The sequence below is a fragment of the Bradyrhizobium sp. HKCCYLS3013 genome, assembly GCF_051167615.1.
In the GTDB taxonomy this organism is placed as follows: Bacteria; Pseudomonadota; Alphaproteobacteria; order Rhizobiales; family Xanthobacteraceae; genus Bradyrhizobium.
The window spans coordinates 230234-253453 of the sequence record NZ_JBNPTK010000004.1 but is presented as its reverse complement, the minus strand read 5'-3'; the positions used below and the strand labels follow the sequence as shown (position 1 = coordinate 253453).

At 66.8% G+C, this 23220-nt stretch carries 20 protein-coding genes and 1 tRNA gene; 9 read left to right on the top strand and 12 right to left on the bottom strand.

Annotated elements, in window-relative coordinates; translation table 11 throughout:
* The first annotated feature begins 68 nt into the window (after nt 1–68).
* On the top strand, nt 69–677 hold the full coding sequence (locus ACQR1F_RS10140; RefSeq protein ID WP_434912951.1) for a 2-hydroxychromene-2-carboxylate isomerase: 609 nt from the start codon (nt 69–71) through the stop codon (nt 675–677).
* On the top strand, nt 677–1654 hold the full coding sequence (locus tag ACQR1F_RS10135; RefSeq protein WP_434912950.1) for an NADPH:quinone oxidoreductase family protein: 978 nt from the start codon (nt 677–679) through the stop codon (nt 1652–1654). Before ACQR1F_RS10140 ends, ACQR1F_RS10135 begins: the two co-directional genes overlap by 1 nt.
* 315 nt (nt 1655–1969) lie before the next feature.
* On the opposite strand, the gene ACQR1F_RS10130 is transcribed toward ACQR1F_RS10135, so the two are convergent.
* From ACQR1F_RS10130 to ACQR1F_RS10095, 8 genes are all read right to left on the bottom strand, one after another.
* Nucleotides 1970–2860, bottom strand: a complete 891-nt coding sequence (locus tag ACQR1F_RS10130) for a crotonase/enoyl-CoA hydratase family protein (protein ID WP_315801093.1) — start codon at nt 2858–2860, stop codon at nt 1970–1972.
* 356 nt (nt 2861–3216) lie between these two features.
* Nucleotides 3217–4653, bottom strand: a complete 1437-nt coding sequence (locus ACQR1F_RS10125; RefSeq protein WP_434838399.1) for an amidase — start codon at nt 4651–4653, stop codon at nt 3217–3219.
* A 65-nt stretch (nt 4654–4718) separates the two neighbouring features.
* Nucleotides 4719–5882 carry a M20 aminoacylase family protein gene (locus ACQR1F_RS10120; RefSeq protein WP_434874259.1) on the bottom strand — a complete coding sequence of 388 codons (1164 nt, stop codon included), beginning with the start codon at nt 5880–5882 and terminating at the stop codon, nt 4719–4721.
* A gap of 22 nt (nt 5883–5904) precedes the next feature.
* Nucleotides 5905–7404 carry a M81 family metallopeptidase gene (locus ACQR1F_RS10115; RefSeq protein WP_434838397.1) on the bottom strand — a complete coding sequence of 500 codons (1500 nt, stop codon included), beginning with the start codon at nt 7402–7404 and terminating at the stop codon, nt 5905–5907.
* 252 nt (nt 7405–7656) lie between these two features.
* Nucleotides 7657–9303: an ABC transporter ATP-binding protein gene (locus ACQR1F_RS10110; RefSeq protein ID WP_434912949.1), complete on the bottom strand. Its 1647-nt coding sequence runs from the start codon at nt 9301–9303 to the stop codon at nt 7657–7659.
* Between the two features lie 133 nt (nt 9304–9436).
* Nucleotides 9437–10327: an ABC transporter permease gene (locus ACQR1F_RS10105; protein ID WP_315801088.1), complete on the bottom strand. Its 891-nt coding sequence runs from the start codon at nt 10325–10327 to the stop codon at nt 9437–9439.
* Between the two features lie 12 nt (nt 10328–10339).
* Nucleotides 10340–11281: an ABC transporter permease gene (locus tag ACQR1F_RS10100; RefSeq protein ID WP_315801087.1), complete on the bottom strand. Its 942-nt coding sequence runs from the start codon at nt 11279–11281 to the stop codon at nt 10340–10342.
* 391 nt (nt 11282–11672) lie between these two features.
* Nucleotides 11673–12803 carry a M20/M25/M40 family metallo-hydrolase gene (locus ACQR1F_RS10095; RefSeq protein ID WP_434912948.1) on the bottom strand — a complete coding sequence of 377 codons (1131 nt, stop codon included), beginning with the start codon at nt 12801–12803 and terminating at the stop codon, nt 11673–11675.
* A 269-nt stretch (nt 12804–13072) separates the two neighbouring features.
* Here ACQR1F_RS10095 and ACQR1F_RS10090 point away from each other — a divergent pair, with 269 nt between their 5' ends.
* Nucleotides 13073–14686, top strand: coding sequence for an ABC transporter substrate-binding protein (locus tag ACQR1F_RS10090; protein WP_315801085.1), 1614 nt, complete (start codon nt 13073–13075; stop codon nt 14684–14686).
* Nucleotides 14687–14784: 98 nt separating this feature from the next.
* Here the strand turns inward: ACQR1F_RS10090 and ACQR1F_RS10085 are convergent, their stop codons facing one another.
* Nucleotides 14785–14925: a hypothetical protein gene (locus ACQR1F_RS10085; RefSeq protein ID WP_315801084.1), complete on the bottom strand. Its 141-nt coding sequence runs from the start codon at nt 14923–14925 to the stop codon at nt 14785–14787.
* Between the two features lie 263 nt (nt 14926–15188).
* On the opposite strand from ACQR1F_RS10085, the gene ACQR1F_RS10080 reads away from it, so the two are divergent.
* Nucleotides 15189–16799: an ABC transporter substrate-binding protein gene (locus ACQR1F_RS10080; RefSeq protein WP_434912947.1), complete on the top strand. Its 1611-nt coding sequence runs from the start codon at nt 15189–15191 to the stop codon at nt 16797–16799.
* Nucleotides 16800–16926: 127 nt separating this feature from the next.
* On the opposite strand, the gene ACQR1F_RS10075 is transcribed toward ACQR1F_RS10080, so the two are convergent.
* Nucleotides 16927–18330 carry a methyl-accepting chemotaxis protein gene (locus ACQR1F_RS10075; protein WP_434912946.1) on the bottom strand — a complete coding sequence of 468 codons (1404 nt, stop codon included), beginning with the start codon at nt 18328–18330 and terminating at the stop codon, nt 16927–16929.
* A 222-nt stretch (nt 18331–18552) separates the two neighbouring features.
* Between ACQR1F_RS10075 and ACQR1F_RS10070 the strand changes: the two genes are divergently transcribed.
* From ACQR1F_RS10070 to ACQR1F_RS10055, 4 genes are all read left to right on the top strand, one after another.
* Entirely contained in the window at nt 18553–18882 is a 330-nt protein-coding gene (locus tag ACQR1F_RS10070) for an ArsR/SmtB family transcription factor (RefSeq protein ID WP_315801081.1), read from the top strand.
* Nucleotides 18875–19360: an SRPBCC family protein gene (locus tag ACQR1F_RS10065; protein WP_315801080.1), complete on the top strand. Its 486-nt coding sequence runs from the start codon at nt 18875–18877 to the stop codon at nt 19358–19360. Before ACQR1F_RS10070 ends, ACQR1F_RS10065 begins: the two co-directional genes overlap by 8 nt.
* A 30-nt stretch (nt 19361–19390) precedes the next feature.
* A complete protein-coding gene (locus ACQR1F_RS10060; RefSeq protein WP_315801079.1) occupies nt 19391–20050 on the top strand; it encodes a glutathione S-transferase family protein in 660 nt (219 codons plus the stop codon).
* 231 nt (nt 20051–20281) lie between these two features.
* Complete coding sequence (locus ACQR1F_RS10055) at nt 20282–21007, top strand: Crp/Fnr family transcriptional regulator (RefSeq protein ID WP_315801078.1); 726 nt, start codon at nt 20282–20284, stop codon at nt 21005–21007.
* Between the two features lie 36 nt (nt 21008–21043).
* Here ACQR1F_RS10055 and ACQR1F_RS10050 read toward each other — a convergent pair.
* Nucleotides 21044–21130: transfer RNA gene (locus ACQR1F_RS10050), tRNA-Leu, on the bottom strand.
* A 412-nt stretch (nt 21131–21542) separates the two neighbouring features.
* On the opposite strand from ACQR1F_RS10050, the gene ACQR1F_RS10045 reads away from it, so the two are divergent.
* Nucleotides 21543–21998 (top strand): hypothetical protein, encoded by a 456-nt coding sequence (locus tag ACQR1F_RS10045; protein ID WP_315801077.1) that lies wholly within the window; start codon nt 21543–21545, stop codon nt 21996–21998.
* A gap of 15 nt (nt 21999–22013) precedes the next feature.
* Here the strand turns inward: ACQR1F_RS10045 and ACQR1F_RS10040 are convergent, their stop codons facing one another.
* Nucleotides 22014–23213 carry an FAD-dependent monooxygenase gene (locus tag ACQR1F_RS10040; protein WP_434912945.1) on the bottom strand — a complete coding sequence of 400 codons (1200 nt, stop codon included), beginning with the start codon at nt 23211–23213 and terminating at the stop codon, nt 22014–22016.
* Nucleotides 23214–23220: the final 7 nt, after the last annotated feature.

Here is a 23220-nt window from a genome sequence, read left to right as displayed (position 1 = left end):
GGGCCACGACCACACTCCGGATTTTTGCGCGCGCAATGGCGAACTTATCGAGACCGTGAGGAAATACGATGATCGAATTCTTCTTCGACTGCTCCAGTCCCTGGACCTATCTCGCCTTCCACAACATCCAGCCGCTCGCGCAGGAATTCGGCGTCGACATCGTCTGGCGGCCGATCCTGGTCGGCGGCATCTTCAACACCGTCAATCCCAGCGTCTATGCGCAGCGCGAGAAGCCGGTGCCGGCCAAGGCGGCCTACATGCTGAAGGACCTCGGCGATTGGTCCCGCTCGGCCGGGCTCAAGATCAAGATGCCGCCATCGGTGTTCCCTGTGAACAGCGTCAAGGCGATGCGCGGCTGCATCTGGCTCGGCCAGGACATGGTGCCGTTCGCGCGCGCCGTGTTCGAGATCTATTGGGGCGAGGACCAGGACATTTCGCGGGATGCGGTGCTGACCGAAGTGTGCCGGCGCGTCGGCATCGATCCGAAGGCGTTCTTCGATGGGATCGCGCAGCAGGGCATCAAGGACCAGCTGCGCATCAACACCGAGGAGGTCGTCAAGCGCGGCGGCTTCGGCTCGCCGACCATCTTCGTCAATGCCACCGACATGTATTTCGGCAACGACCGGATGCCGCTGATCCGCGAGGCGCTGGCGAGGGCGAAGGGACGCACCGCCTGATGCCGCGTGCGATCGTCTGTCGCGAACTCGGGCCGCCGGAGAAGCTGAAGCTCGAAGACCTTCCGCCACGCCCGCTGGCCGAGGGCGAGGTGCGGGTTAAGATCCGCGCGGCCGGCATCAATTTCCCGGACATCCTGATGGCGGCGGGCGAGTATCAGCTCAAGCCGGAGCTGCCGTTCACGCCCGGCGTGGAGGCGGCCGGCGACGTCATCGCGGTCGGCGCGGCCGCGACCGGCCATGCCGTCGGCGACAAGGTCATCGTCCGGATGCGCTTCGGCGCTTACGCCGAGGAGGCGGTGGTGGCCGGGAGCCAGCTCACGCCGCTGCCGTCGACCTTCGACTATGCTGAAGGCGCGACCTATCTGGCCGGCCACGGCACCGCTCATCACGCGCTGGTCGATCGCGGCCAGCTCAGGCCCGGCGAGACGCTGCTGGTGCATGGCGCCGGCGGTGGCGTCGGCCTTGCCGCCGTCGAGATCGGCAAGCTCCTGGGCGCGACCGTGATCGCGGCGGCGTCGTCGGAGGAGAAACTCGCGGTGGCACGCGCGCGTGGCGCCGATCATCTGGTGCTCTATGCGCGCGAGCCGTTCCGTGATGCCGTCAAGCGCATCACCGATGGCCGCGGCGTCGACGTCGTGTTCGATCCCGTCGGCGGCGAGGTGTTCGAGAACAGCGTGCGCTGCATCGCCTGGGGCGCGCGGCTGCTGGTGATCGGCTTCACCGGCGGCATCGGGCTCGCACGCACCAATCTGATCCTGATGAAGGGCGCCAGCGTGCTCGGCGTCCGTGCCGGCGAGGCGGTGCGGAAGGATCCCGAGCTGGGCCAGCGCCGCATGGCGGCGCTGCTGGAGTTCGCTGAGCAGGGCAAGCTGCGGCCGAACGTCTCCCATCGCGTGCCGTTCGCGGACTACGCCGCGGCGATGCGGCTGTTGATCGATCGCAAGGCGATCGGTCGGGTCGCGCTGGTGATGGACTGAGGCACACAGCGGCGCCAAACCACCGGTGTCGTCCCGGCCTTGAGCCGGGACCCATACCGCGTGATCTCTCTTGTGGCACCCTGAACGTCGTTCTTCGCCAAACAGCGCCCTGTGGTTATGGGTCCCGGATCGGCGCGCGCGTGCCGCGCGCTTGTCCGGGACGACACCGAGGGTGGGGTTTGGCACCGCTCGCCGTCATTGCGAGCGAAGCGAAGCAATCCAGGGCTAAGACGGGACTCTGGATTGTTTCGTCGTGGAGCCTGTCATCGGGCCGCGCTTTGCGCGGACCCGTTTGCTCCTCGCAATGACGGACGACTACTTGTACTCCCGCTCGTCCCACCACGGAAAATAATCCGGCATATCAGCCGTCACCGTGTTCTTGAACTGCGCCGGGCGCTTCTCCAGGAAGGACACCACGCCTTCCTTGACGTCGTCGGAGCGGCCGCGCGCGTAGATGCCGCGGCTGTCGACCTTGTGCGCCTCCATCGGATCGTCGGCGCCCATCATGCGCCACATCATCTGGCGGATCAGCGCGATCGACACCGGCGCGGTCTTCTCCGCGATCTCGCGCGCAAGCGCTCGGGCGGTCGGCAGCAGATCATCCGGCGGCACGACCTTGCTGACGAGGCGGCCGGCGAGCGCCTCCTGCGCCGGAAACACGCGGCCGGTGTAGCACCATTCCAGCGCCTGCGAGATGCCGACGATGCGCGGCAGGAACCAGCTCGACGCCGCCTCCGGCACGATGCCGCGCTGGGAGAACACGAAGCCGAACCGTGCAGCGTCCGAGGCAATGCGGATGTCCATCGCAAGCTGCATGGTGACGCCGATGCCGACGGCGGGACCGTTCACCGCGGCAATCACCGGCTTCAGCGACTTGAAGATCCGCAACGTCACCTGGCCGCCGCCGTCGCGCACCTGCGGATCGGAATAGTCGACGCGACCGTCGGCATGGCGCTTCACCGGACCGCGCTTGGCATCGCGGTCGAAGGTGTCGGCACCAGACGAAAGGTCTGCACCGGCGCAGAACGCGCGGCCCGACCCGGTGACGATGATCGCCCTGACGCCGTCGTCCTTGTCGGCGCGGTCGAAGGCGTCGATCAGTTCCTCCATCATGGTGCCGGTGAAGGCGTTGAGCTTCTCCGGGCGGTTGAGCGTGATGGTGAGGATCTTGTCGACGACGTCATAGAGAATGGTCTGGTAGGCCATGGGGTTTCCTGGTCCGCTGTTGTTATTAGTTAGGCGAGCCAAAAATCCCGCCGTCATTCCGGGGCACGCCCGAAGGGCGTGAGCCCGGAATCCATAACCACGATCGTGAGTATGGATTCCGAGTTCGTGCTTCGCACGCCCCGGAATGACGACACAAACTAAGACCCGCGACGTGACCACAATAGTTCAGCGTTGCGTGGCGGCAAAGACCCGATAAATCATTCCGCAGCATGGAAAGGCGTAAGGCAACTCGCCCATTCCTGCACCCAAGACTCGCTGATAACGCAGCGTCATCTTGTTTCAATGGGCGACGTCGCAGTGATAATCCGCGCTCACGCGTGGGGATAGCTCGTCGTCTAATGGGCGGATGGTTGTGAAGCCGGAGCCTTTGGCCATGGCCGCTGCTCGCCGCGTAATCCCTCGAACGTCTTGGCCATCCCGAGCACGCCGACATCGTCGAAGCGGCGGCCGACGATCTGCAGGCCGATCGGGAAGCCGTCGGAGTCGTAGCCGGCATTGACGGAGATCGCCGGGTTCTCCGACATGTTCCACGGTACGGTGTAGGTGATGTGCTCGAACGGCGCCTGCGGGTCGTTGACCGGCGAGGCGAACTCGGCGGGGAATTTCACGCCGGGCGAGACCGGCGAGATGATGTAGTCGTAGTCGCAGAACAGTCTTGCTGCGGCGGCGCGTAGCGCCATCGTGACGTTGAAGCCTCTGACGACTTCGACGCCGGAGAGCGCGGCGCCGCGCTCGGCCCATTGCAGGATGTAGGGCAGGGTCTTGGCGCGCGCCTCGGGCGCCAGCCGCGCCAGATCGTCCCACAGCCGCGCACGCCAGAAATTGTCGAGACCGTCGAGCATCTCGCGCGTCAGGAAGCCCTTGACCTCGCTGATTACGGCGCCGGCGTCCTCGAACGCTCTGGCGGCCGCCAGCGTCGTCGCGCGCACCGGCTCCTCGAGCGGCTGGCCGACGCCGCCGAGATCGAGCATCAGGCCGATGCGCAGCTTGCGCACCGGCTTCTCCGCGACCTTCCAGTGCAGGTCCGAGGGCGGCAGGCTGGTGCCGTCGCGCCTGTCCGGCTTGGACAGCACGCTCATCATCAGCGCGGCATCGTCGACGATGCGTGTCATCGGGCCGGCAACGCGGCCGACATAGGGCGGATCGATCGGCACGCGGCCGAAGCTCGGCTTGAGGCCGACGAGGCCGCACCACGACGCGGGCAGCCGGATCGAACCGCCGATGTCGGTGCCGACATGCAGCGGACCGTAGCCCGCGGCGGCTGCGGCACCCGCACCGGCGCTCGAACCGCCGGGGTTCATGCGGAGATCCCATGGATTGCGCGTCAGCGGATGGAAGCTCGACAGGCCCGACGACAGCATGCCGTAGTCGGGCATCGTGGTCTTGGCGAAGATGATCGCGCCAGCCTCGCGCAGCCGCGCCACCGGCGGCGCGTCGGCGGCGAGCGGCGTGCGCGTGACGCTGGCTGCGCCGAGCGGCATCGGCTGGCCCTTGGTGGCGAGATTGTCCTTCACCGTCGCCGGTACGCCGTCGAGCACGCCGGCCGGCTCGTCATTGGCCCAGCGCTCGGCCGACGCTTTCGCCGCCGCTCGCGCGGCGTCGGTGTCGAGCAGGTACAACGCCTTGATATCAGGCTCCCACGCCGCCACGTGCGCCAGCACCTCGTCCATCACCTCGGACGGCGAGAACTGGCGCGCGCGGTAGCCGGCGATCAGGTCGACGGCGGAGAGATCGTGAAGCGAGGTGATGTCGTCCGAGACGGGCTTGTGCATGCTGGTGCTCCCACGCCGAAGTTCATCTCGATCTGCCGCCCGCTCATTGACGTATGTCAGTCGCGCTAGGCTGCCTTAAGGCGCGTCTCGATGATGCGGGCGAACATGCTGGCGCCGATCGGCAGGATCTTGTCGTCGAGCACGTAGCCGGGATTGTGCACCGGCACCGAGCCGTCATGGCCGACCCAGAAATAGGCGCCCGGGATGGTCTGCAGCATGTCGGCGAAATCCTCGCTGCCCATCTTCGGCGTCGAGCGGGTCAGCACCTTGGACGGCTCGACCACGGTGCGCGCGACTTCCTCGACCACCTTGGACTGCTCCTCCTGGTTCACCAGGACGCTGAACGTGTCACGGATGTCGACATCGATCTCGCAATTGAACGCCGCCGCCATGCCGGCGCAGATCGCGCGCATGCGCTCGCGCACCAGCGCGCGCACGGGGTCGGAGAACGCACGCACGGTGCCGCACAGCCAGGCATCGCCGGGAATGACGTTGTAGGCCGAGCCGGCATGGATCTGGGTGATCGAGACCACCGCCGCCTGCAGCGGCTCGACATTGCGGCTGACGATGGTCTGGATCGCCTGGGCCACGCTGGTCGCGATCACCACAGCGTCCTTGGAACGCTCGGGCATGGCGCCATGAGCGCCGTAGCCGGAAATGCGGATGTCGAAGAAGTCGGCGCCGGCCATGGCCGGACCGGGCAGGATCGCGATCTCGCCGTGCTCCAGGTCCGGCGCGTTGTGCAGGCCGTAGAGTTCGTCGCAGGGAAACTTCTGGAACAGGCCGTCCTTGATCATCGCGCGTGCGCCGCCGAGTCCTTCCTCCGCCGGCTGGAAGATGAAGTGCACGGTGCCGTCGAAGTTGCGGGTCTCGGCGAGATAGCGCGCCGTGCCGAGCAGCATCGTGGTGTGGCCGTCATGGCCGCAGCCGTGGAAACGGCCGGGGATGGTCGAGCGCCACGGCAGGTTGGTGTTCTCCTCCATCGGCAGCGCATCCATGTCGGCGCGCAGGCCGATCTTCCTTCCGCTGTCGTTCTTGCCCTTGAGCACGCCGATCACCCCGGTGCCGCCGAGGCCGCGATGCACCTCGATGCCCCATTGCGCGAGCTTCTCGGCGACGATGCCGGAGGTGCGCGTCTCCTCGAAGCCGATCTCGGGATGCGCGTGCAGGTCGCGGCGGATGGCGGTGAGCTCGTCGGCGTAACCTTGGATGCGATCGATGGTCGGCATGGGTGCGTTTCCGTTGAGAGGTTTATGCTTTGAACGCCGGGCCGTTCGGCTTGAGGCGGATGCCCGGACGCAGGCTGGTCCAGGGCAGGGTGGAGGGATCGGCGGGCATCGCGCCGGGCGCGGCGCAGATCAGGAGATGTTCGGCGATCGGTTCGAAATCGGCGCGGAAATGCACCGAGCTCTTGTTGACGAGAATGGCCTGTTCGGTCGGCTCGATGCCGACGAAGCGATACATTTCCTGGTCGGCGAGCTGGGACTTGTGCGAGGCCACCACGACCCTGACGTCGCCGATGCGCAGTGCCGCGGACGGTCCCATCTCCATCTTGCGACCGCCGTAGAATGGGCCGGGCGCGACGAAACGGCCGTCGGAAATCTTCTCGACGATGAAGCTTTCCTCGAACGGCGCATCGCCGGGAATGCCGCTCTTGCCGCCGAGCGACAGCGTCACGGTGGCCCCTTCGCCGGCTGCATGGGCGGCGAGCGCCGCCTGCGGATCGTAGATCATGCCGATCGCGGCACGGCTGGCGCGGTTGCGCACCAGCGCGCGCAGCATGCCGGTGGTGTCGGAGTCGCCGCCGGCGCCGGGATTGTCCTGGGTGTCGGCGATCACGATCGGGCGCGTCGCCGTCTTCGCCAGCGTCATGGCATGGCGTACGCCGTCATCGGGCGCGTAGATGCGGCCGTCGAAATCATCCTCGTGGCCGGTGACGATCGCCGCGATCGCATCCGCCGCGGCGTCCGCGTCGGCCTGCGTCCGGCCATAGGCGAACACGCTCGGGCCGCAATGGGCGAAATCGGCGGCGGGAAAGCCGGGCGCGAACGACAGTGTCGGCACCGCCTCGCTCTGCAGCGCCGCGAGCTTCTCGTAGATGCCCTTGGTCGGCTGGTCGTTGGTGCACTGCCAGCTGATCGGGATCAGGAACGGCAACTGCCGGAACGCCTTGGCAAGCGGCTCTTTCGTCCGCAGCAGCAGCGCGAGATGCTCCGCCGACGCGCGTCCGGTGTCGGCCATGTCGGTGTGCGGATATTTGCGATAGGCGATCAGCGCATCCGCATGCGCCATCATCTCGGGCGTGACGTTGGCGTGCAGGTCGAGGCTCGCGACCAGCGGCACGTGCGGGCCGATCACCTTGCGGACGCGGGCGAGGATCTCGCCTTCGCCGTCGTCGAAATGCTCGGTCACCATCGCGCCGTGCAGGTCGAGATAGACGCCGTCGAGCGGTCCGGCAGCCCTGATGCGATCGACCATCGTTGTCGTGATGCGCTCGAACGCATCCCGGGTGACATGCGCGGAGGGGCTCGCCGCACAGGCGATGGTTGGAACGATCTCCCAGCCGTTCGCTTCCGCGACCGCGATGAAGCCGGCCTGGCCGGCATTGATGCCGCGCATCGTCGTGAGCACGGAGGTCGCATCAACGATCGAGCCGCGGCCGCCGCCATGCATGAACGCGTCGTAGTCCGCTTTCGTCGGTGCGAATGTATTGGTCTCGTGCAGGAAGCCGCCGATCGCGACGCGCGTCATTACTTCGCCTCAGGCCGTTGAACGTATGATGACGTTAGACCCGGGTTCGCGGCCCACGCAAGCGATGGAGCGATGCCGTTTTGCATGCCGCTAACGCGTAGCCCGGATGAGCGGGCGCCCGCGCCCGAAGGGCGAAGGCGGGAGCGACATCCGGGTTCATCGCCGCAGGTCGTGAGACCCTGCATGTCGCTGTCGCCGCCGCGCGTTCCGCGCGCCGGCTGTCGCTCATACGGGCTACGGGAGCGGCCGCTGCTACGCCACCGCCTCAGACACGGGTCGGAAATTCGCAAAGTCCCAGTTCCGACCCGGCGCGGCTTCGAGCAGCGACCTGGTATAGGCCTCCTTCGGATGCGTCAGGATCTCGCCGGCCGGGCCCTGTTCGACGATGCGGCCCTTCTGCATCACGACGACGTCGTCGCAGATCTGCGCGGCAACGCGCAGGTCATGCGTGATGAACAGGATGGCGATGCCGAGGCGGCGCTGGATCTCGTCGAGCAGCTCCAGCACCTGCGCCTGCACCGAGACGTCCAGTGCAGAGACCGCTTCGTCGGCCACCAGCACGTCCGGATCGAGCGCGAGCGCACGGGCGATCGCGATGCGCTGGCGCTGGCCGCCGGAGAACTGGTGCGGATAGCGCGAGATCGCGTCCGCGGGCAGGCCGACCAGCTCGAGCAGCTCGCGCGCCCGCGCCATCGCCTTGTCGTGCGACGTGCCGTAGTTGACGGGCCCCTCGGCGATGCTCTCGCCGACGGTGAGGCGCGGGTTGAGTGAGCGGTAGGGATCCTGGAACACGATCTGGATGCGCTTGCGGTGCGGCTGCAGCAGCCGCCGGGTCAGGATCGAGATCTCGTGGCCGGCAAGGCGGACGCCGCCGGAGGTCGGATCGATCAGCCGGACGATGCAGCGGGCCACCGTCGACTTGCCGGAGCCGCTTTCGCCGACGATGCCGAGCGTGCGGCCCTTGCGCAGGGTGAGGGTGACGTTCTGCGCGGCGACGACCTCGCGCGCTTTGCCGAGGAACGAGCGCTCGCGATAGACCTTGCCGAGCTCGTTGGTCTCCAGCACCACCGGCTCGGTGCTCTCAGGGCGGGGCGGGCGCGGGATCAGGCTGGGCACGGAGGCCAGCAGGTTGCGCGTGTAGTCCATCTCGGGCGCGCGCAGGATCTTGTCGAGCGCGCCGGTCTCGACCAGGCGCCCCTGGCGCATCACCGCGACGCGGTCGGCGATCTCGGCGACCACGCCCATGTCGTGGGTGATGAACAGCACCGCCGTGCCGTGATCGCGCTGCAGCTCGCGGATCAGCGACAGGATCTGCTTCTGCGTGGTGACGTCGAGCGCGGTGGTCGGCTCGTCGGCGATCAGCAGCTTCGGCTCGAGCACCAGCGCCATCGCGATCATGATGCGCTGGCGCTGGCCGCCGGACAGGCGATGGGGATAGGAGCCGAAGATTCGCTCGACGTCGGGCAGGTGGACCTGCTCCATCATGTCGAGGATGCGCTTGCGCCGCGCCCGTGCATCGAGCGACGTATGCGCGCGCAGCACCTCGTCGATCTGGCGGCCGACCGGCACGACCGGATTGAGCGCGGTCATCGGCTCCTGGAAGATCATCGCCATCCGGGTGGCACGCAGCTCACGCAGCCGGCGATCGGTCGCGGTGAGCAGCTCTTCGCCGACCAGCTTGACGCTGCCGCCCACCGCATGCAGCGCGTTCTTCGGCAGCAGGCCCATCGTGGTCAGCGACGTCACCGATTTGCCGGAGCCGCTCTCGCCGACGACGCAGAGCGTCTCGCCTTTCTCGACCTTGATCGAGACGCCGTCGATGATACGCGGGCCGTTCGGGTTCTTCGTCTTGCCGACGGTGACGACGAGATTGTCGATGTCGAGGATGGTGTCGGTCATTAGGTCAGGTCTCCGCCGTCATTGCGAGGAGCGAAGCGACGAAGCAATCCAGAGTCGCGGGCGTGGCCCTGGATTGCTTCGCTTCGCTCGCAATGACGAAAAGTGAGATGATCATCTGGGCTAAGCGGTGCCGTCACTTGCCGGCCTCGCGCTGCTTCATGCGCGGGTCGAGGGCGTCGCGGGCGGCGTCGCCGATCAGGTTGATCGACAGGATCGCGATCGACAGCAGCAGGCCGGGCCAGAAGATCAGCGACGGCTTGATCTGGAAGTAGGAGCGGCCCTCGGCCATGATGTTGCCCCAGGTCGGCGTCTCCGGGCTGATGCCGGCGCCGAGGAACGACAGGATCGCCTCGGTGAGAATCGCGGCGGCGCAGATGTAGGTGCCCTGGACGATCAGCGGCGCGATCGTGTTCGGCATCAGGTGCCGCCACATGATCTTGGGCATCGACGTGCCCAATGAAATCGCGGCCTCGACATAGGGCTCCTCGCGCGCGGTCAGCACGACGGAGCGGACGAGGCGAGCGACGCGCGGGATCTCGACGATGGTGATCGCGATCATCACGGTGCCGACGCTGGCGCCGGACAGCGACACCACGGCGATGGCGAGCAGGATGCTCGGGATCGCCATCAGGCCGTCCATCACCCGCATCATGATGGCGTCGACCCAGCGGAAGAAGCCGGAGACGAGGCCGATCACCAGGCCGATCGCGATCGAGATGATCGCCGCGCCGACGCCGACCAGAAGCGAGATGCGGCCGCCATAGATCGTGCGCGACAACAGGTCGCGGCCGTAGGCGTCGGTGCCGAGCAGATATTGCGCGCTCGACGGCTTGAGCCGCTGCGCCGGCGCGAGCAGCACCGGGTCGTGCGGCGCCAGCAGCGGCGCCAGGATCGAGATGATCACGATCAGCGACAGGCACACGGTGGCCACGGCGATGATCGGGGTCGAGGTCAGAAAGCCGAACCGGGGCCCGAGTCGCGTGGTGACCGGGATCGACGGCTCAGGAGTGGTGACGATTGCCATCGGAACAGGGCCTCAGTAGCGGATGCGGGGATCGAGCAGGGTGTAGGCGAGGTCGATCAGCAGATTGACCGCGAGATAGATGAAGGAGGTCAGAAGGATCATGCCCTGGATGACCGGATAGTCGCGCGCCAGCACGGCGTCGACGGTGAGGCGGCCGATGCCCGGCAGGTTGAACACGCTCTCGGTGACCACGACGCCGGAGATCAGCAGCGCGAAGCCGGAGCCGATCACGGTGATGACGGGCACCGCCGCATTGCGCAGCGCGTGCCGCAGCAGCACCGCGATCTCGCTGACGCCCTTGGCGCGGGCGGTGCGCACGAAGTCCTCGCCGAGCACATCGAGCATCGCGGCGCGCGTCATGCGCGCGATCAGTGCGACGTAGATGAAGGACAAGGCGCAGGTCGGCAGGATGATGCGCTCGAAGAACGGGCCGAAGCCAGCGCTGAGACTCTTGAAGCCCTGGACGGGGACCCAGCGCAGGTTGATCGCGAACACCTGGATCAGGATGTAGCCGATGACGAACACCGGCACCGAGAAGCCGATCACCGAGAGCGCCATCACGAAACGATCGATCCAGGTGCCGTGCTTCCAGGCCGCGATGACGCCGAGCGGGACGGCGACGAGGATCGACAGGATGATGGTCGAGATCGCGACCGAGATCGACGGCTCGATGCGCTGTCCGATCATCTGCAGCACCGGCACCTTCGAGATCAGCGACACGCCGAGATCGCCATGCAGCAGCTGATTGATCCAGGTGAAGAACTGGATGTAGAGCGGCTCGTGCAAGCCGAGCGTGATGCGGATGCGCTCGAGCTGCTCCGGAGTCGCGTTGTCGCCGGCGAGAATCGCGGCGGGATCGCCCGGCGTCAGCCGCAGCAGGAGAAAGACGAACAGCGCCACCACGCCCATCACGGGGATGGACGCGAGGATGCGGCGAAGCAGATAACCGATCATCTTGAGAGAACCGCCTTCATGGTGCTGGGGCGACGCGCGCAACGTCGTGAGAGAGTGTGCATGTCACCGATATCCATCGCTTTCAAGGTCTCCGATGTGCGCTCGCCCGCTCCTGCGCGCAGGATGACACGGTGTTCGTGATCCGCGCGAACCATCGCATTTGCGAACAATGTCGCAGCACTTTTGCGGCGAACCTTCTCGGAAACTTTGCAAGCCGCATGCCATCATGCGCGCGCTGCGGAGTGATTGTCCACTCGCCCCGTGCAGGTCCCGGAAAATGAAACCGTGCTGCTGCGCAGCGTAGCCCGGGCGAGCGCAGCGACCGCGCCGACGAGCGGGACCCGCATGTCGCTGACGCTCATGCGGGCTGCGCGCCGTCGCGTGCCGCGATCTAGTCGAGCGTCGCGAGCAGTCCCGCCATCAGGCGGCCGCGCTCGGCGAGGCTGTCGATCTCGATGTGCTCGTTCAGAGTGTGCATGTCGGTGCCGCGCACCCCTAGGCCGTCGAGGGTTGGAATGCCGAGCGCGCCGGTGAAATTGCCATCCGAGCCGCCGCCTGCCGAGCCGTGCGGCAGCGACAGGCCGAGCTGCTCGGCGATTCCGCGCGCCTTGTCGTACAGCGCCATGGTTCCGGAATCCGGCTCCCACACCGGCCGCGTCACGCCGCGCGTCACCTTGAAGGTCACGTCGTCGGTGGTGCCGGACAGGGCGAGCATGCGCTCCACGCCGCGATCGAGATCGGCCTGCCGTTTCGCCATGCTGAGCGCTTCGCCGGTGGCGGTGGTGGCGACGCAATTGACCCACTGGCCGCCATGCACGATGCCCACCGAGAAGGTGCAGTCCTCGGTCGTCATGCCGTCGATGGCGAGGATCTGTCGCGCCATTTCCCGGATCGCGGAACGGCCCGCGCCGAGCCGTGCGCCGGCATGGCTCGGACGTCCGATCGCCTCGAGATTGAAGCGGGCGATGGCATAGCGGCCGGTCACCACGCCATTGTCCTGACGGCCCGGCTCGGGCACCAGCACGTATTTGTTGCGCTGCGCCTCGGCTTCGATGATGTCGCGGGTCGAGGGCGTGCCGACCTCCTCGTCAGGCGTGAACAGGACGGTGATCGGCAGCGGCGTCGCGATGGACGCCTTGCTCAACTGGCGGATCGCTTCCAGCGAGAGATAGTTGCCGCCTTTCATGTCGCAGATGCCGGGCCCGTAGCATCTGTTGCCCTCGCGGCGCCACAGCAGCTTGGCCAGCGTGCCGACGGGGTGAACGGTATCCATGTGGCCGGCGATCAGGATGCCCGGCTCACCCTGCCGCGGGTGCGGGAAGCGGGCGCGCACGCAGCCGGCGAAGCCCTGGCGTCCGGCGATGCGCTCGATCGTCGCACCCATGATCGCCATGTCGCGCGCGGCAAGATCCAGCATGCGCTCCACCGCGGCGGCGTCCCAGGTCGGACTTTCGCATTCGACCCAGCCGCGCAAGCCCTGCAGCATGATGTCGGTATCGAAGGGAAGATGGGCTGGATTCATTTGTGCTCTCTCAAGGCTTTGTCGCGATCTCATGACACGAGACGGAGTTGCGCACGCCTTGTAAAGCGAAAGCTATGCAGACGTTAACGGCATTCTCAGCCCAGGGCCGCATGCGCTGAATGCGGATTGACGCGAAAGGCGACCTCTGCAACTGTCGAAAGCTCGCGACTTACAGCATGTTAGTTCGCACAAGGATTGATCTGCACGCCCAACGAATGGTCTGGATCTGATCAGTTTCAGGTCAAACCATCCACTCAGGAGACCTCGTAATGTTCCACAGCCCGCGCTGGAAACGTCTGACGCTCGCGACGAGCCTCGCCGTTTCCATGCTTTCGCTCTCGACGGCGCTGAGCACCCAGGCCATCGCAGCCGGCAAGAAGACGATCACGGCGGTGATGCATTCGGATCTGCGCGTCATCGATCCCGGATTCACGACGGCCTACATCACCCGTGACCATGGCTACATGGTCTACGACACGCTGCTGGCGACCGATTCGAATTTCAAGGTCCAGCCGCAGATGGCGGATTGGAAGATCTCCGACGACAAGCTGACCTACACCTTCACCCTGCGCGACGGCCTGAAATGGCATGACGGCACGCCGGTGACCGCCGAGGACTGCGTCGCCTCGCTGAAGCGCTGGGGCCGCAACGACGGCATGGGCCAGAAGCTGATGGACTTCACGGCGAGCCTTGAGGCTGCGGATGCCAAGACCATCGTGCTCAAGTTGAAGGAGCCCTATGGACTCGTCCTGGAGTCGATCGCCAAGCCGTCCTCGCTGGTGCCGTTCATGATGCCGAAGCGTCTCGCCGAGACGCCGGCGGGCCAGCAGATTCCCGAGCAGATCGGCTCGGGCCCGTTCAAATTCGTCAAGGCGGAATTCCAGCCGGGCGTGAAGGCGGTGTACGAGAAGAACACCGACTACGTGCCGCGCAAGGAGCCGGCGAGCTGGACGTCCGGCGGCAAGGTGGTGAAGGTCGACCGCGTCGAGTGGATCACGATGCCCGATGCGCAGACCGCGGTGAACGCGCTGCAGTCAGGCGACATCGACTTCATGGAGAACCTTCCCTACGACATGCTGCCGGTGCTGGAGGCGAACTCCGAGCTCAAGATCGACGTGCTGAACAAGTTCGGCTTCCAGACGCTCGGCCGCATGAACTTCCTCAACCCGCCGTTCGACAACGTGAAGGTGCGCCGCGCGGCCTTCCTCGCGCTGAACCAGAAGGACGTGCTCGACGCGCTGGTCGGCAATGAGAAGTATCAGAAGATCTGCGGCGCCGTGTTCGTGTGCGGCACGCCGCTCGAGACCGACGTCGGCGCCGAGACGCTGATCAAGGGCAACGGCATGGCGGAAGCCAAGAAGGCGCTTGCCGAGTCCGGCTATGACGGCACGCCGATCGCGATCATGGCGCCGGGCGACGTCACCACCCTGAAGGCGCAGCCCGTGGTGGCGGCGCAACTGTTGCGCGAGGCCGGTTTCAAGGTCGACCTGCAGGCCACAGACTGGCAGACCGTGGTGACGCGGCGCGCCAGCCAGAAACCTGTGAAGGAGGGCGGCTGGAACATGTTCTTCACCAACTGGGTCGGCGCCGACGTCGCCAATCCCGTGGTGAACGTCTCGGTCGGCGGCCGTGGCACAAAGGGCGGCTGGTTCGGCTGGGCCGAGGATGCCGAGATCGAGAAGCTGCGCGACGCCTATGCGCGATCGTCCTCGCTCGACGAGCAGAAGAAGATCGCCACCGAGATCCAGAAGCTGAACTACGAGAAGGTGATCTACATCCCGCTCGGCCAGTATCTGGTACCGAGCGGCTGGCGCAAGTCGCTGAGCGGCGTGCTCGACGGCCCGGCGACGCCGCTGTTCTGGAACGTCGACAAGAGCGAGTAGGCGGCGAACGCACTCGTGATGCAAACAAAGACGCGGCGAAGTGGAAACTTCGCCGCGTCTCTTTTTTGTTCCCGCATTCGCCTGTGCGTGAGCGCCCTTCAGCAGTGCGGATCGCGCACCGCTTCGAGACCCTCGACCATCAAGGGCGGGCTGATCTGATCCTGGGACGGGTTCTTCTCGGTGCGGATCGGCATGGCCGGACGTCGGCTGTCCCGCGGTTTGGTGACTTCATTCGGCATCATCAGGCTCCTTGCTGCTGCGCATAACAGACCGGGAGCCGCCGAGTTCCAGATGGCGGGACGTGATCGACGCAATTGCGATATGTGCATCCGCGTGATGCGGCGACCCATGCGCCCATGGCGATTGACCTGCGAGGGAACTGCTGCAAGTCTCCTCGCCGAGACTGTTTGCTGAAGCGTTTGCAGACGCGACGCAGGACGCCTCGTCAGGCCTTGATCGGTGTCAGGGCCCCCGGATGGAAGCTCACGCCAAGAGAGATCGCATGTCACATACTCCGCGCCGGACCGCATCCGCGCTCGTTTCATGGTTCGTCGCTTCGGTCATGGCCGTGTCGATGGCGGGCGTCACGACCGAGGCCTTCGCCGGCAAGAAGACGATCACGGCGGTGATGCATTCGGACCTGCGCGTGATCGATCCCGTGTTCACGCCGGCCTACATCACACGCGACCACGGCTACATGGTGTACGACACCCTGCTCGGGACGGACGCCAAGTTTCAGGTCCAGCCGCAGATGGCGGACTGGAAGGTCTCCGACGACAAGCTGACCTACACCTTCACCCTGCGCGACGGCCTGAAGTGGCACGACGGCACTGATGTCACCGCCGAGGACTGCGTCGCCTCGCTGAGGCGCTGGAGCCGCAACGACAGCATGGGCCAGAAGCTGATGGAGGCGACCGCCTCGCTCGAGGCCACCGACGCCAAGACCATCACCTTGAAGCTGAAGCAGCCGTACGGCCTGGTGCTGGAGTCCATCGGCAAGCCGTCGTCCTACGTACCGTTCATGATGCCGAAGCGTCTCGCCGAGACGCCCGCGAACCAGCAGATCTCGGAGCAGATCGGCTCCGGACCGTTCAAGTTCGTCAAGGCGGAATTCCAGCCGGGCGTGAAGGCGGTCTATGAGAAGAACACCGACTACGTGCCGCGCAAGGAGCCGCCGAGCTGGACGGCCGGCGGCAAGGTGGTGAAGGTCGATCGCGTCGAGTGGGTCTCGATGCCCGATGCGCAGACGGCCGTCAACGCGCTGCAGGCCGGTGACATCGACTTCATGGAATTCCCGCCGCTCGACCTCGAGCCGGTGCTCGCCGGCAATCCCGATCTGTCGATGAACGTGCTGAACAAGTTCGGCTACCAGACCCTGGGACGCATGAACTTCCTGTTTCCGCCGTTCGACAACGTGAAGATCCGCCGTGCGGCCTTCCTGGCGCTGAACCAGAAGGACGTGCTCGACGCGCTGGTCGGCAACGCCAAGTACTACACGATCTGCGGCGCCGTGTTCGGCTGCGGCACGCCGCTCGAATCCGACGTCGGCTCGGAGACGCTGGTGAAGGGCAACGGCATGGAGCAGGCCAAGAAGCTGCTGGCCGAGGCCGGCTATGACGGCACGCCCATCGTGATCCTCGCGCCGGGCGATGCGATCACCCTGAAGGCGCAGCCGGTGGTCGCTGCGCAGCTCCTGCGCGCCGCCGGGTTCAAGGTCGATCTGCAGACGACGGACTGGCAGACCGTGGTGACGCGGCGTGCCAGCCAGAAGTCGCCGAAGGAGGGCGGCTGGAACATGTTCTTCACCAACTCGGTGATCGCCGACTCCGGCAATCCGATCGGCAGCACCTTCGTCGGCGCGCGCGGCCAGAAGAGCCCGTTCGGCTGGCCCGACGATCCCAAGATGGAGGAGCTGCGCGACGCCTTCGCCAAGGCCACCAAGCCGGAGGACCAGAAGCGGATCGCCGCCCAGATTCAGCAGGAGGTCTACGATCAGGTGATCTACGTGCCGCTCGGCCAATGGTTCATGCCGAGCGCCTGGCGCAAGTCGATCACCGGCGTGCTGGAAGGGCAGGCCGTGCCGGTGTTCTGGAACGTCGAGAAGAGCGAGTAGCGGAGGTCGTGTAGCCCGCATGAGCGCAGCGACATGCGGGTTCGCCACCGCCGTGCGTGAGATGCGTAGCCCGGATGTCGCTGCGCTCATCCGGGCTACGCATCTCACGCGGAACGACGATCTTCAATCACGCCTTGATCTGGTCCAGCGCCGCCAGCACCTCGCTGGATGCGACCTCGACCCGGCCGATCTCATTGAGCGCTTCCTCGATGTGCCCTGAGCTGAACAGCCGCGCCGCTTCCTTGCCGTGGCGGTGCACCGCCTCGTGCGGGCGCTCGAGGTTGCGGAATGCCGGATCCCCGGCCAAACGCCGACCGCCTTCGCCATAGTACCATTTGCCGAGCCGGCACGTGTGATGATCGGAGAGCTCGTCGGCGCGCAGTTGCAGCCGGCCGACCGACATGTCGACCAGCCGCTTTTTCCAGATCACGTGGTCGGCCTTGGCCAGTCTCACCACCTGGTGGTCCAGCGAAAGCTTGGCGATCTCGCCCAGCATCTTGCCGACCTTCGCGTCCGTATTGCCCATGGTGTCCGCGAGCGACATCACCTCGTTGGCATTGGCGGTCGCGAGATCGGCGATGACGGTGATGCCCTGTGCGACCTCGTCGGTCGCGGCGGACTGCTCGGCGAGAATGCCGGAGATTTCGTCCATCTTGGTGCTGACCACCGCGGTCCGGGTGCCGGCCTGATCGATCGCCTGCGCCAGATCGTCCATCTCGGACATGCCGACCTCGACCGCCTTGGCGCCGCCGGCCATGGCCTCGACGATGCCGCTCATCTCGCCCTGCAGCCGCTCGATGCGGCCCTTGATGTCCTCCGTCGCCTTGGTCGTCTGCTGCGACAGGTTCTTGACCTCGGCCGCAACGACGGCGAAGCCGCGTCCGAACTCGCCGGCGCGCGCCGCCTCGATGGTGGCATTGAGCGCCAGCAGGTTGGTCTGGTTGGCGATCGCGTCGATGGTGCCGACGATGGATCCGATCTCGGCGGAGGCGGCGCTGAGATCGGCGATCTTTGCCGAGGTGTCGCGCACGGAGCTGGCGATGCCGTTCATCGTCTGCAACGTCCGCCGCACCGCGGTCACGCTGTCCTCGACGGCCTGGCGGGTCGCGGCGGCCTCGGCTGCAGCCTGGGTCGACGTCGCCCGGATGGTGTGCACGGAGGCCTGCATCTCCACCGAGGCCGAAGCGAGGCTCTGGCAGCGCTCGGATTGATTGTTGGAGGCGCCGATCAGGCGCGCCGCGCTGATCGAGGCTTCGTTGCTGTTGATGCAGAGGTCGACGATGGAATCCAGGTCCTGGGAGGCGCGGGTGGCCAGCGCGATGCCCAGGCGATGGATGGCCTCGATCAGTTGCGGCTTGAGCCTGGCACGTAGCGCGGCAGCGTCGACATCAGCGACATCGCGGTTGAGCCTGCCGTCCGCCCAGTCGCCCAGGCACCGCGCCAGCGTGTTCTGGAAGGCGTCGTGTGCGTCCGTGTCGGGGGCGGGCGGGGCATCCGACGGTTCGTTCTTTCGGCTGCGGAATCCCAGCATCGTGCCTCTCATTGATGGCGAGCCCCGGCTGGCCTCGGAACGTCGCACGCAGGTGATCGACTCGGAACGCCGGCAGCCGTTGGTTCCACCGTGGTTCGGTTGTGGTTAACGGCGGGTTTCTCCCTGCAACCGGCGGTGGCGAGATCTGCTGGATCAGACTCTCGTGTTCCGCGTCGAGCCGGCATCCTTGACAGTTTGGTAAGTATTGGCTTACAGTAAGTCATGACTTACGAAGTGGCGCTGAACGTTTTGGCGGACCCGACGCGGCGGGAGGTGTTCGAGCGGCTGCGCGGCGGGCCGCGCCCGGTCCACGCGATTGCGGCGGGAATGCCGGTGTCGCGGCCGGCCGTCTCGCAGCATCTGAAGGTGCTGAAGGATGCCGGCCTGGTCGAGGAACGCAGCGAGGGGGTGCGGCGCATCTACGCTTTGCGCCGTGAGGGGTTGGCCGAGCTGCGCGACTGGCTCGACAGCTTCTGGGACGACGCGCTGCTCGCCTTCAAGATCGAGGCGGAGCGCACGCATCGGCAGACGAAAGGGAGGATCGATGAGTGAGGGTGCCGTGATTGCGCCGGTCCGGAAGCTTGTCCATGTCCGGGCGCCGATCGATCATGCCTTCGACGTGTTCACGCGCGGCCTGACGCGCTGGTGGCCGCATACGCATGGGGTCGGCCGCAAGCCGATCGAGAAGGTGCTGCTGGAGCCGAAGCTCGGCGGCCACTGGCTCGAGATCGCCGAGGACGGCACGGCGACCACGGTCGCGACGATCACGCTGTGGGAGCCGCCGCATCGCTTCATCATGCTGTGGCAGGTCGATGCGCAGTGGAAGCCGGATGCCGCGATGCGCTCGGAGGTCGACGTGCAGTTCGTGGCCGAGGGCCCGGACGCGACCCGGGTCGAACTGCTGCACCACAAGTTCGAAACCATGGGCAGCGAGGCCGGCGCGTCGATGCGGCGGGATGTCGACGGCGGCTGGCCGGGGCTGCTGCAGCGTTTCCTGGCCGAGGCCGAGCGGCCGCCGGCGTCATCATGAGAAGTTCATCATAAGCGTGGGGAGATCGTGATGTCCGAGTTCGTCGTCCATTCCGTGCCGGGAAGCCCGTTCGGGCGCAGCGTGTTGATTGCGCTGGAGGAGAAAGGCGTTCCGTATCGGCTCGCGGCGATGGCGCCGGGTGACTCCAAGGGGGCGGCGCATCTGGCGCGTCATCCCTTCGGGCGCGTGCCGGCGCTCGCGCATGACGGCTTCGCGTTGTACGAGACCCAGGCGATCCTGCGCTATCTCGACCGCGTGCTGCCCGAGCCGGCCCTGACGCCCGCGGATGTCCGGCAGGCCGCGCGCATGGACCAAGTGATGAACATCAGCGACTGGTACCTGTTCCAGGGCGTGTGCAACGTCATCCTCTTCCAGCGCATCATCGGCCCGCAATTCTTCGGCACGACCACCGACGAGGCTGCGATCGCGCGCGCGATGCCGCAGGCGAGAGCCGTCATCGCGGAGTTGTCGCGGCTGCTCGGCGAGCAGCCATTCATGGTCGGCGATCATCTGTCGCTGGCCGATCTGCAGGCCGCGCCGCAGGCGAGCTTCCTGTCGCTGACGCCGGAATGGGCGGAGCTGACCGCCGGCCATCCCAATCTCGTCGCGTGGATCGAGCGGCTGGAGGCGCGGCCGAGCTTCAAGTCCACCACCATGGCGGAGCTGACGGCGCGAGCGCAGGCGGCGTAGGCCAAGCGGCGTCGATCATGCTTCGGGTGTCGCGCTGCGACGGCCGTCGGGACGGATGGGCGACTTTCAGCCGCATGATTAATCCAGGTTATATCGCTGCGGACCGGTTCCATTTTAGCTGCGACGCAGGTCGAAGGCTTCGGCATCCGCCGCCCCCGATCGACCGCCACAGCGTCCCGATGACCGGATGACGAATCCGGGTCGGCGGGACGGAAGCGCGCGCACCCCTTGATGCTGCGATCAGAACCCGATCTCGCCGGCTGCTGCGTCTCCTGCACCCACGTCGATTCCGGATTCTGTGCCGCGCTGTTCAGGGCCTGCCGGGCGCAGTCGGCGCTGCCGCGGCTCAATCAGCAGTTCTTCAGCGTCCGGGCCGGCCAGCAGATCAAATGCCAGAGCGAGGCGCGCGACGACGTGCTCGTGCTCTGCAGCGGCTGGGCATTCCGTTACATCCAGTTGTCGGATGGCGGCCGCCAGATCCTGCGCTTCCTGCTGCCGGGCGACATCTTCTCGCCGGCGGCGATCTTCGCCAAAGGCATGAGCTTTTCGGCCAAGGCCTTGACCCAGGTCCAGGTCAGCCGGCTCGATGGCGAGGAGGTCCGCAAGCAGTGCCGTGCCGACGAGCTGGTCATGATGGAGGTGTTCCGCTCGCTCGGCGACAACGGTCGAGCCTCCTACGAGCTCATCACCGTGCTCGGCCAGCGTCCGGCCGAGCGCCGGATCGCGCATCTGCTGCTCAGCCTGATGCGGCGGGTCGCGGTGGACGGCGTGGTCCAGCACCACCGCTATCCGTTTCCCTTGAAGCAGCAGCACATCGCCGACGCCGTCGGCGTGACCTCGGTCCATGTCAGCCGCGTGCTCGCGCTGTTTCGCGATCGCAAGATCCTGACGATCGCGGAGGGCAGGCTGGAGGTCACCGATCTCGCCGAGCTGGAGCGGCTGGCGGCGCTGAACTGAGCCGGGCAGGGCAGTCGAGCGAGGCGTGCACAGGGCTGGTGCGGACGGTGGGACTCGAACCCACACGACGTTGCCATCGAGGGATTTTAAGTCCCTTGCGTCTACCGATTCCGCCACGTCCGCGCTTTGATCTTGGAGACCTGACGCATCATCCGGCGACGCCGGACGAGTTGCACTTTGACTCCAAAGCTCATCCTCTGCTTAAGCCAGCGCGAGCGCCTTGGTAAAGCCTCAATCCGGCCGTCACCAGCTGCTTTGAGATTGCCTTCGCGCTGAAGCGCTTTGTCAGGTCTGGGATCATCTGGTGCAAGACATGGACGAAGCGGCCGTTGTAAGGCACGGACCCATCACGAGAAAACGATTCGGATCCGCGTGCCTTGCGGACCAGTCGTTGAGCGAGGTGAGCGTGACGAATCCGAAGACCATCGCAGAGGCGAATGCTGCCGCCGTTCGGGCCGATGTCCGCGACCGATCGGCCCAAGATCGAGCCCAAGATCGACCCCATGGCTCGCGGCCGCTGCACGATCGGGGCTGCATGACCAGCGATCGGCTTCGCGTCGCGCTGGCCGCGGGACTGCTCGGGGTGGGATCGCTGCTGTCGGGCTGCGCCGGCATGAGCGACAGTGTGTCGACCGCCTTCGCGGATCCGGCCAAGTACGAGCTCTATGACTGCAAGCAGCTCGAGGCCGAGCGCAAGGCGCTCGCCGGGCGCGCGGCCGAGCTGCAGGGCCTGATGGCCAAGGCGGAGACCGGAGCCGGCGGCGCGGTGGTGGCCGAGGTCGCCTATCGCAACGACTATATCGCGATCCGAGGCCAGACCCAGTTCGCCGAAGAGGCCTGGCGCCGCAACAAGTGCCAGGAAACTCCGGCGCCGCAGCCGGCGGCCGCCAAGCCTGGGAGGCCGGTCAAGCCGGCGGCGCGCCCCGCGCGGCCGATGGCCTCCGGTGCGGGCACGCCGTCGACCCTGCCGCGGGATGGCTCGGTCTACTGAGACGGCGCTCTCCGCCTACGGCCGCCAGTCGTAGATCCAGCTCTGCCGCGCCGACAGGCGCTGCGGGCCGAGCGCCTTGATGCTGAGATCGCGGGCCAGCGCCAGCGGTCCGGTCATGTGATAGAGCCGGCCCTGGTTGCGCGCGGTGCGCTGCACCTGGCCGACGCGCGGGCGGCGCAGCTTGGCGTAGCGTTTCAGCGCAGCCGGGATCGCGCCGGGACCGTCCGGGCGCGCCTCGCTCAGGCTCTTGGCCAGCACCACCGCATCCTCGATCGCCATTCCCGCGCCTTGCGCCGCAAACGGCAGCATGGCGTGCGCGGCGTCGCCGAGCAGCGCGACGCTGCCCTCGGTCCATTCGATGCCTTCGGGGACGCCGAACAGCGCCCATTTGCGCCAGCCGTCGACCGCATTGAGCAGCAGCCGCGACGTCGCCGGCCAGCGCGGCGGCGCGAACGCCGCCTTCAGCTCGCCCGGATCGCCCTCCGTGCTCCAGCCCGGCCGGTTCCAGGTGCCCGGTACCACCGCAACCACATTGACCTGCCGGCCAGCCGAGATCGGATAGGCGACGAGATGGGCCGCGGGACCCATCCAGAGCTGCACCCGCGCGGCGGTCAGTTCGCGCGGCAATTGCCGGGCGTCGAGCGTGCCGCGCCAGGCGATCAGGCCGGAGAACTCGGCGCGGACCTGCGGAAACAGATGGTGCCGGACCGTCGACCACACGCCGTCGGCGCCGATCAGCGCCAGCGCCACGTCCTGGCGGCGCTCATTGCCGCGGCGATGCACCACGGTGAGGCCCTTGGCGTGGGCGACGACGTCCTCGAACTGGCAGCCGAGCCGCAGCTCGACGTCCGGATGCGCCATCACCTCCGCGGCCAGCGCCGCCTGCAGGTCGGCGCGGTGGATCACCCAATAGGGCGCGCCCGCTGCCTGGCTCGCGGCCTCGCCGAGCGGCAGGCGGGCGATCTCGCCGCCGGCCCGCGCGCTCATGATGCTGACGGCGTCCGGCACCACCGCGCGCGCGGTCAGCCGCGGCCCGAGGCCGAGGTCGAGCAGGATCCGGCTGGCATTGGGCGACAGCTGCAGGCCGGCGCCGACCTCCTCGAGCCGTTCGGCCTTCTCCAGCACGACGACGCGGAAGCCCTTGGTGGCGAGCGCGAGCGCGGCCGTCAGGCCGCCGATCCCGGCTCCCGCCACATAGACGGTACGCGATGCCACGACACGC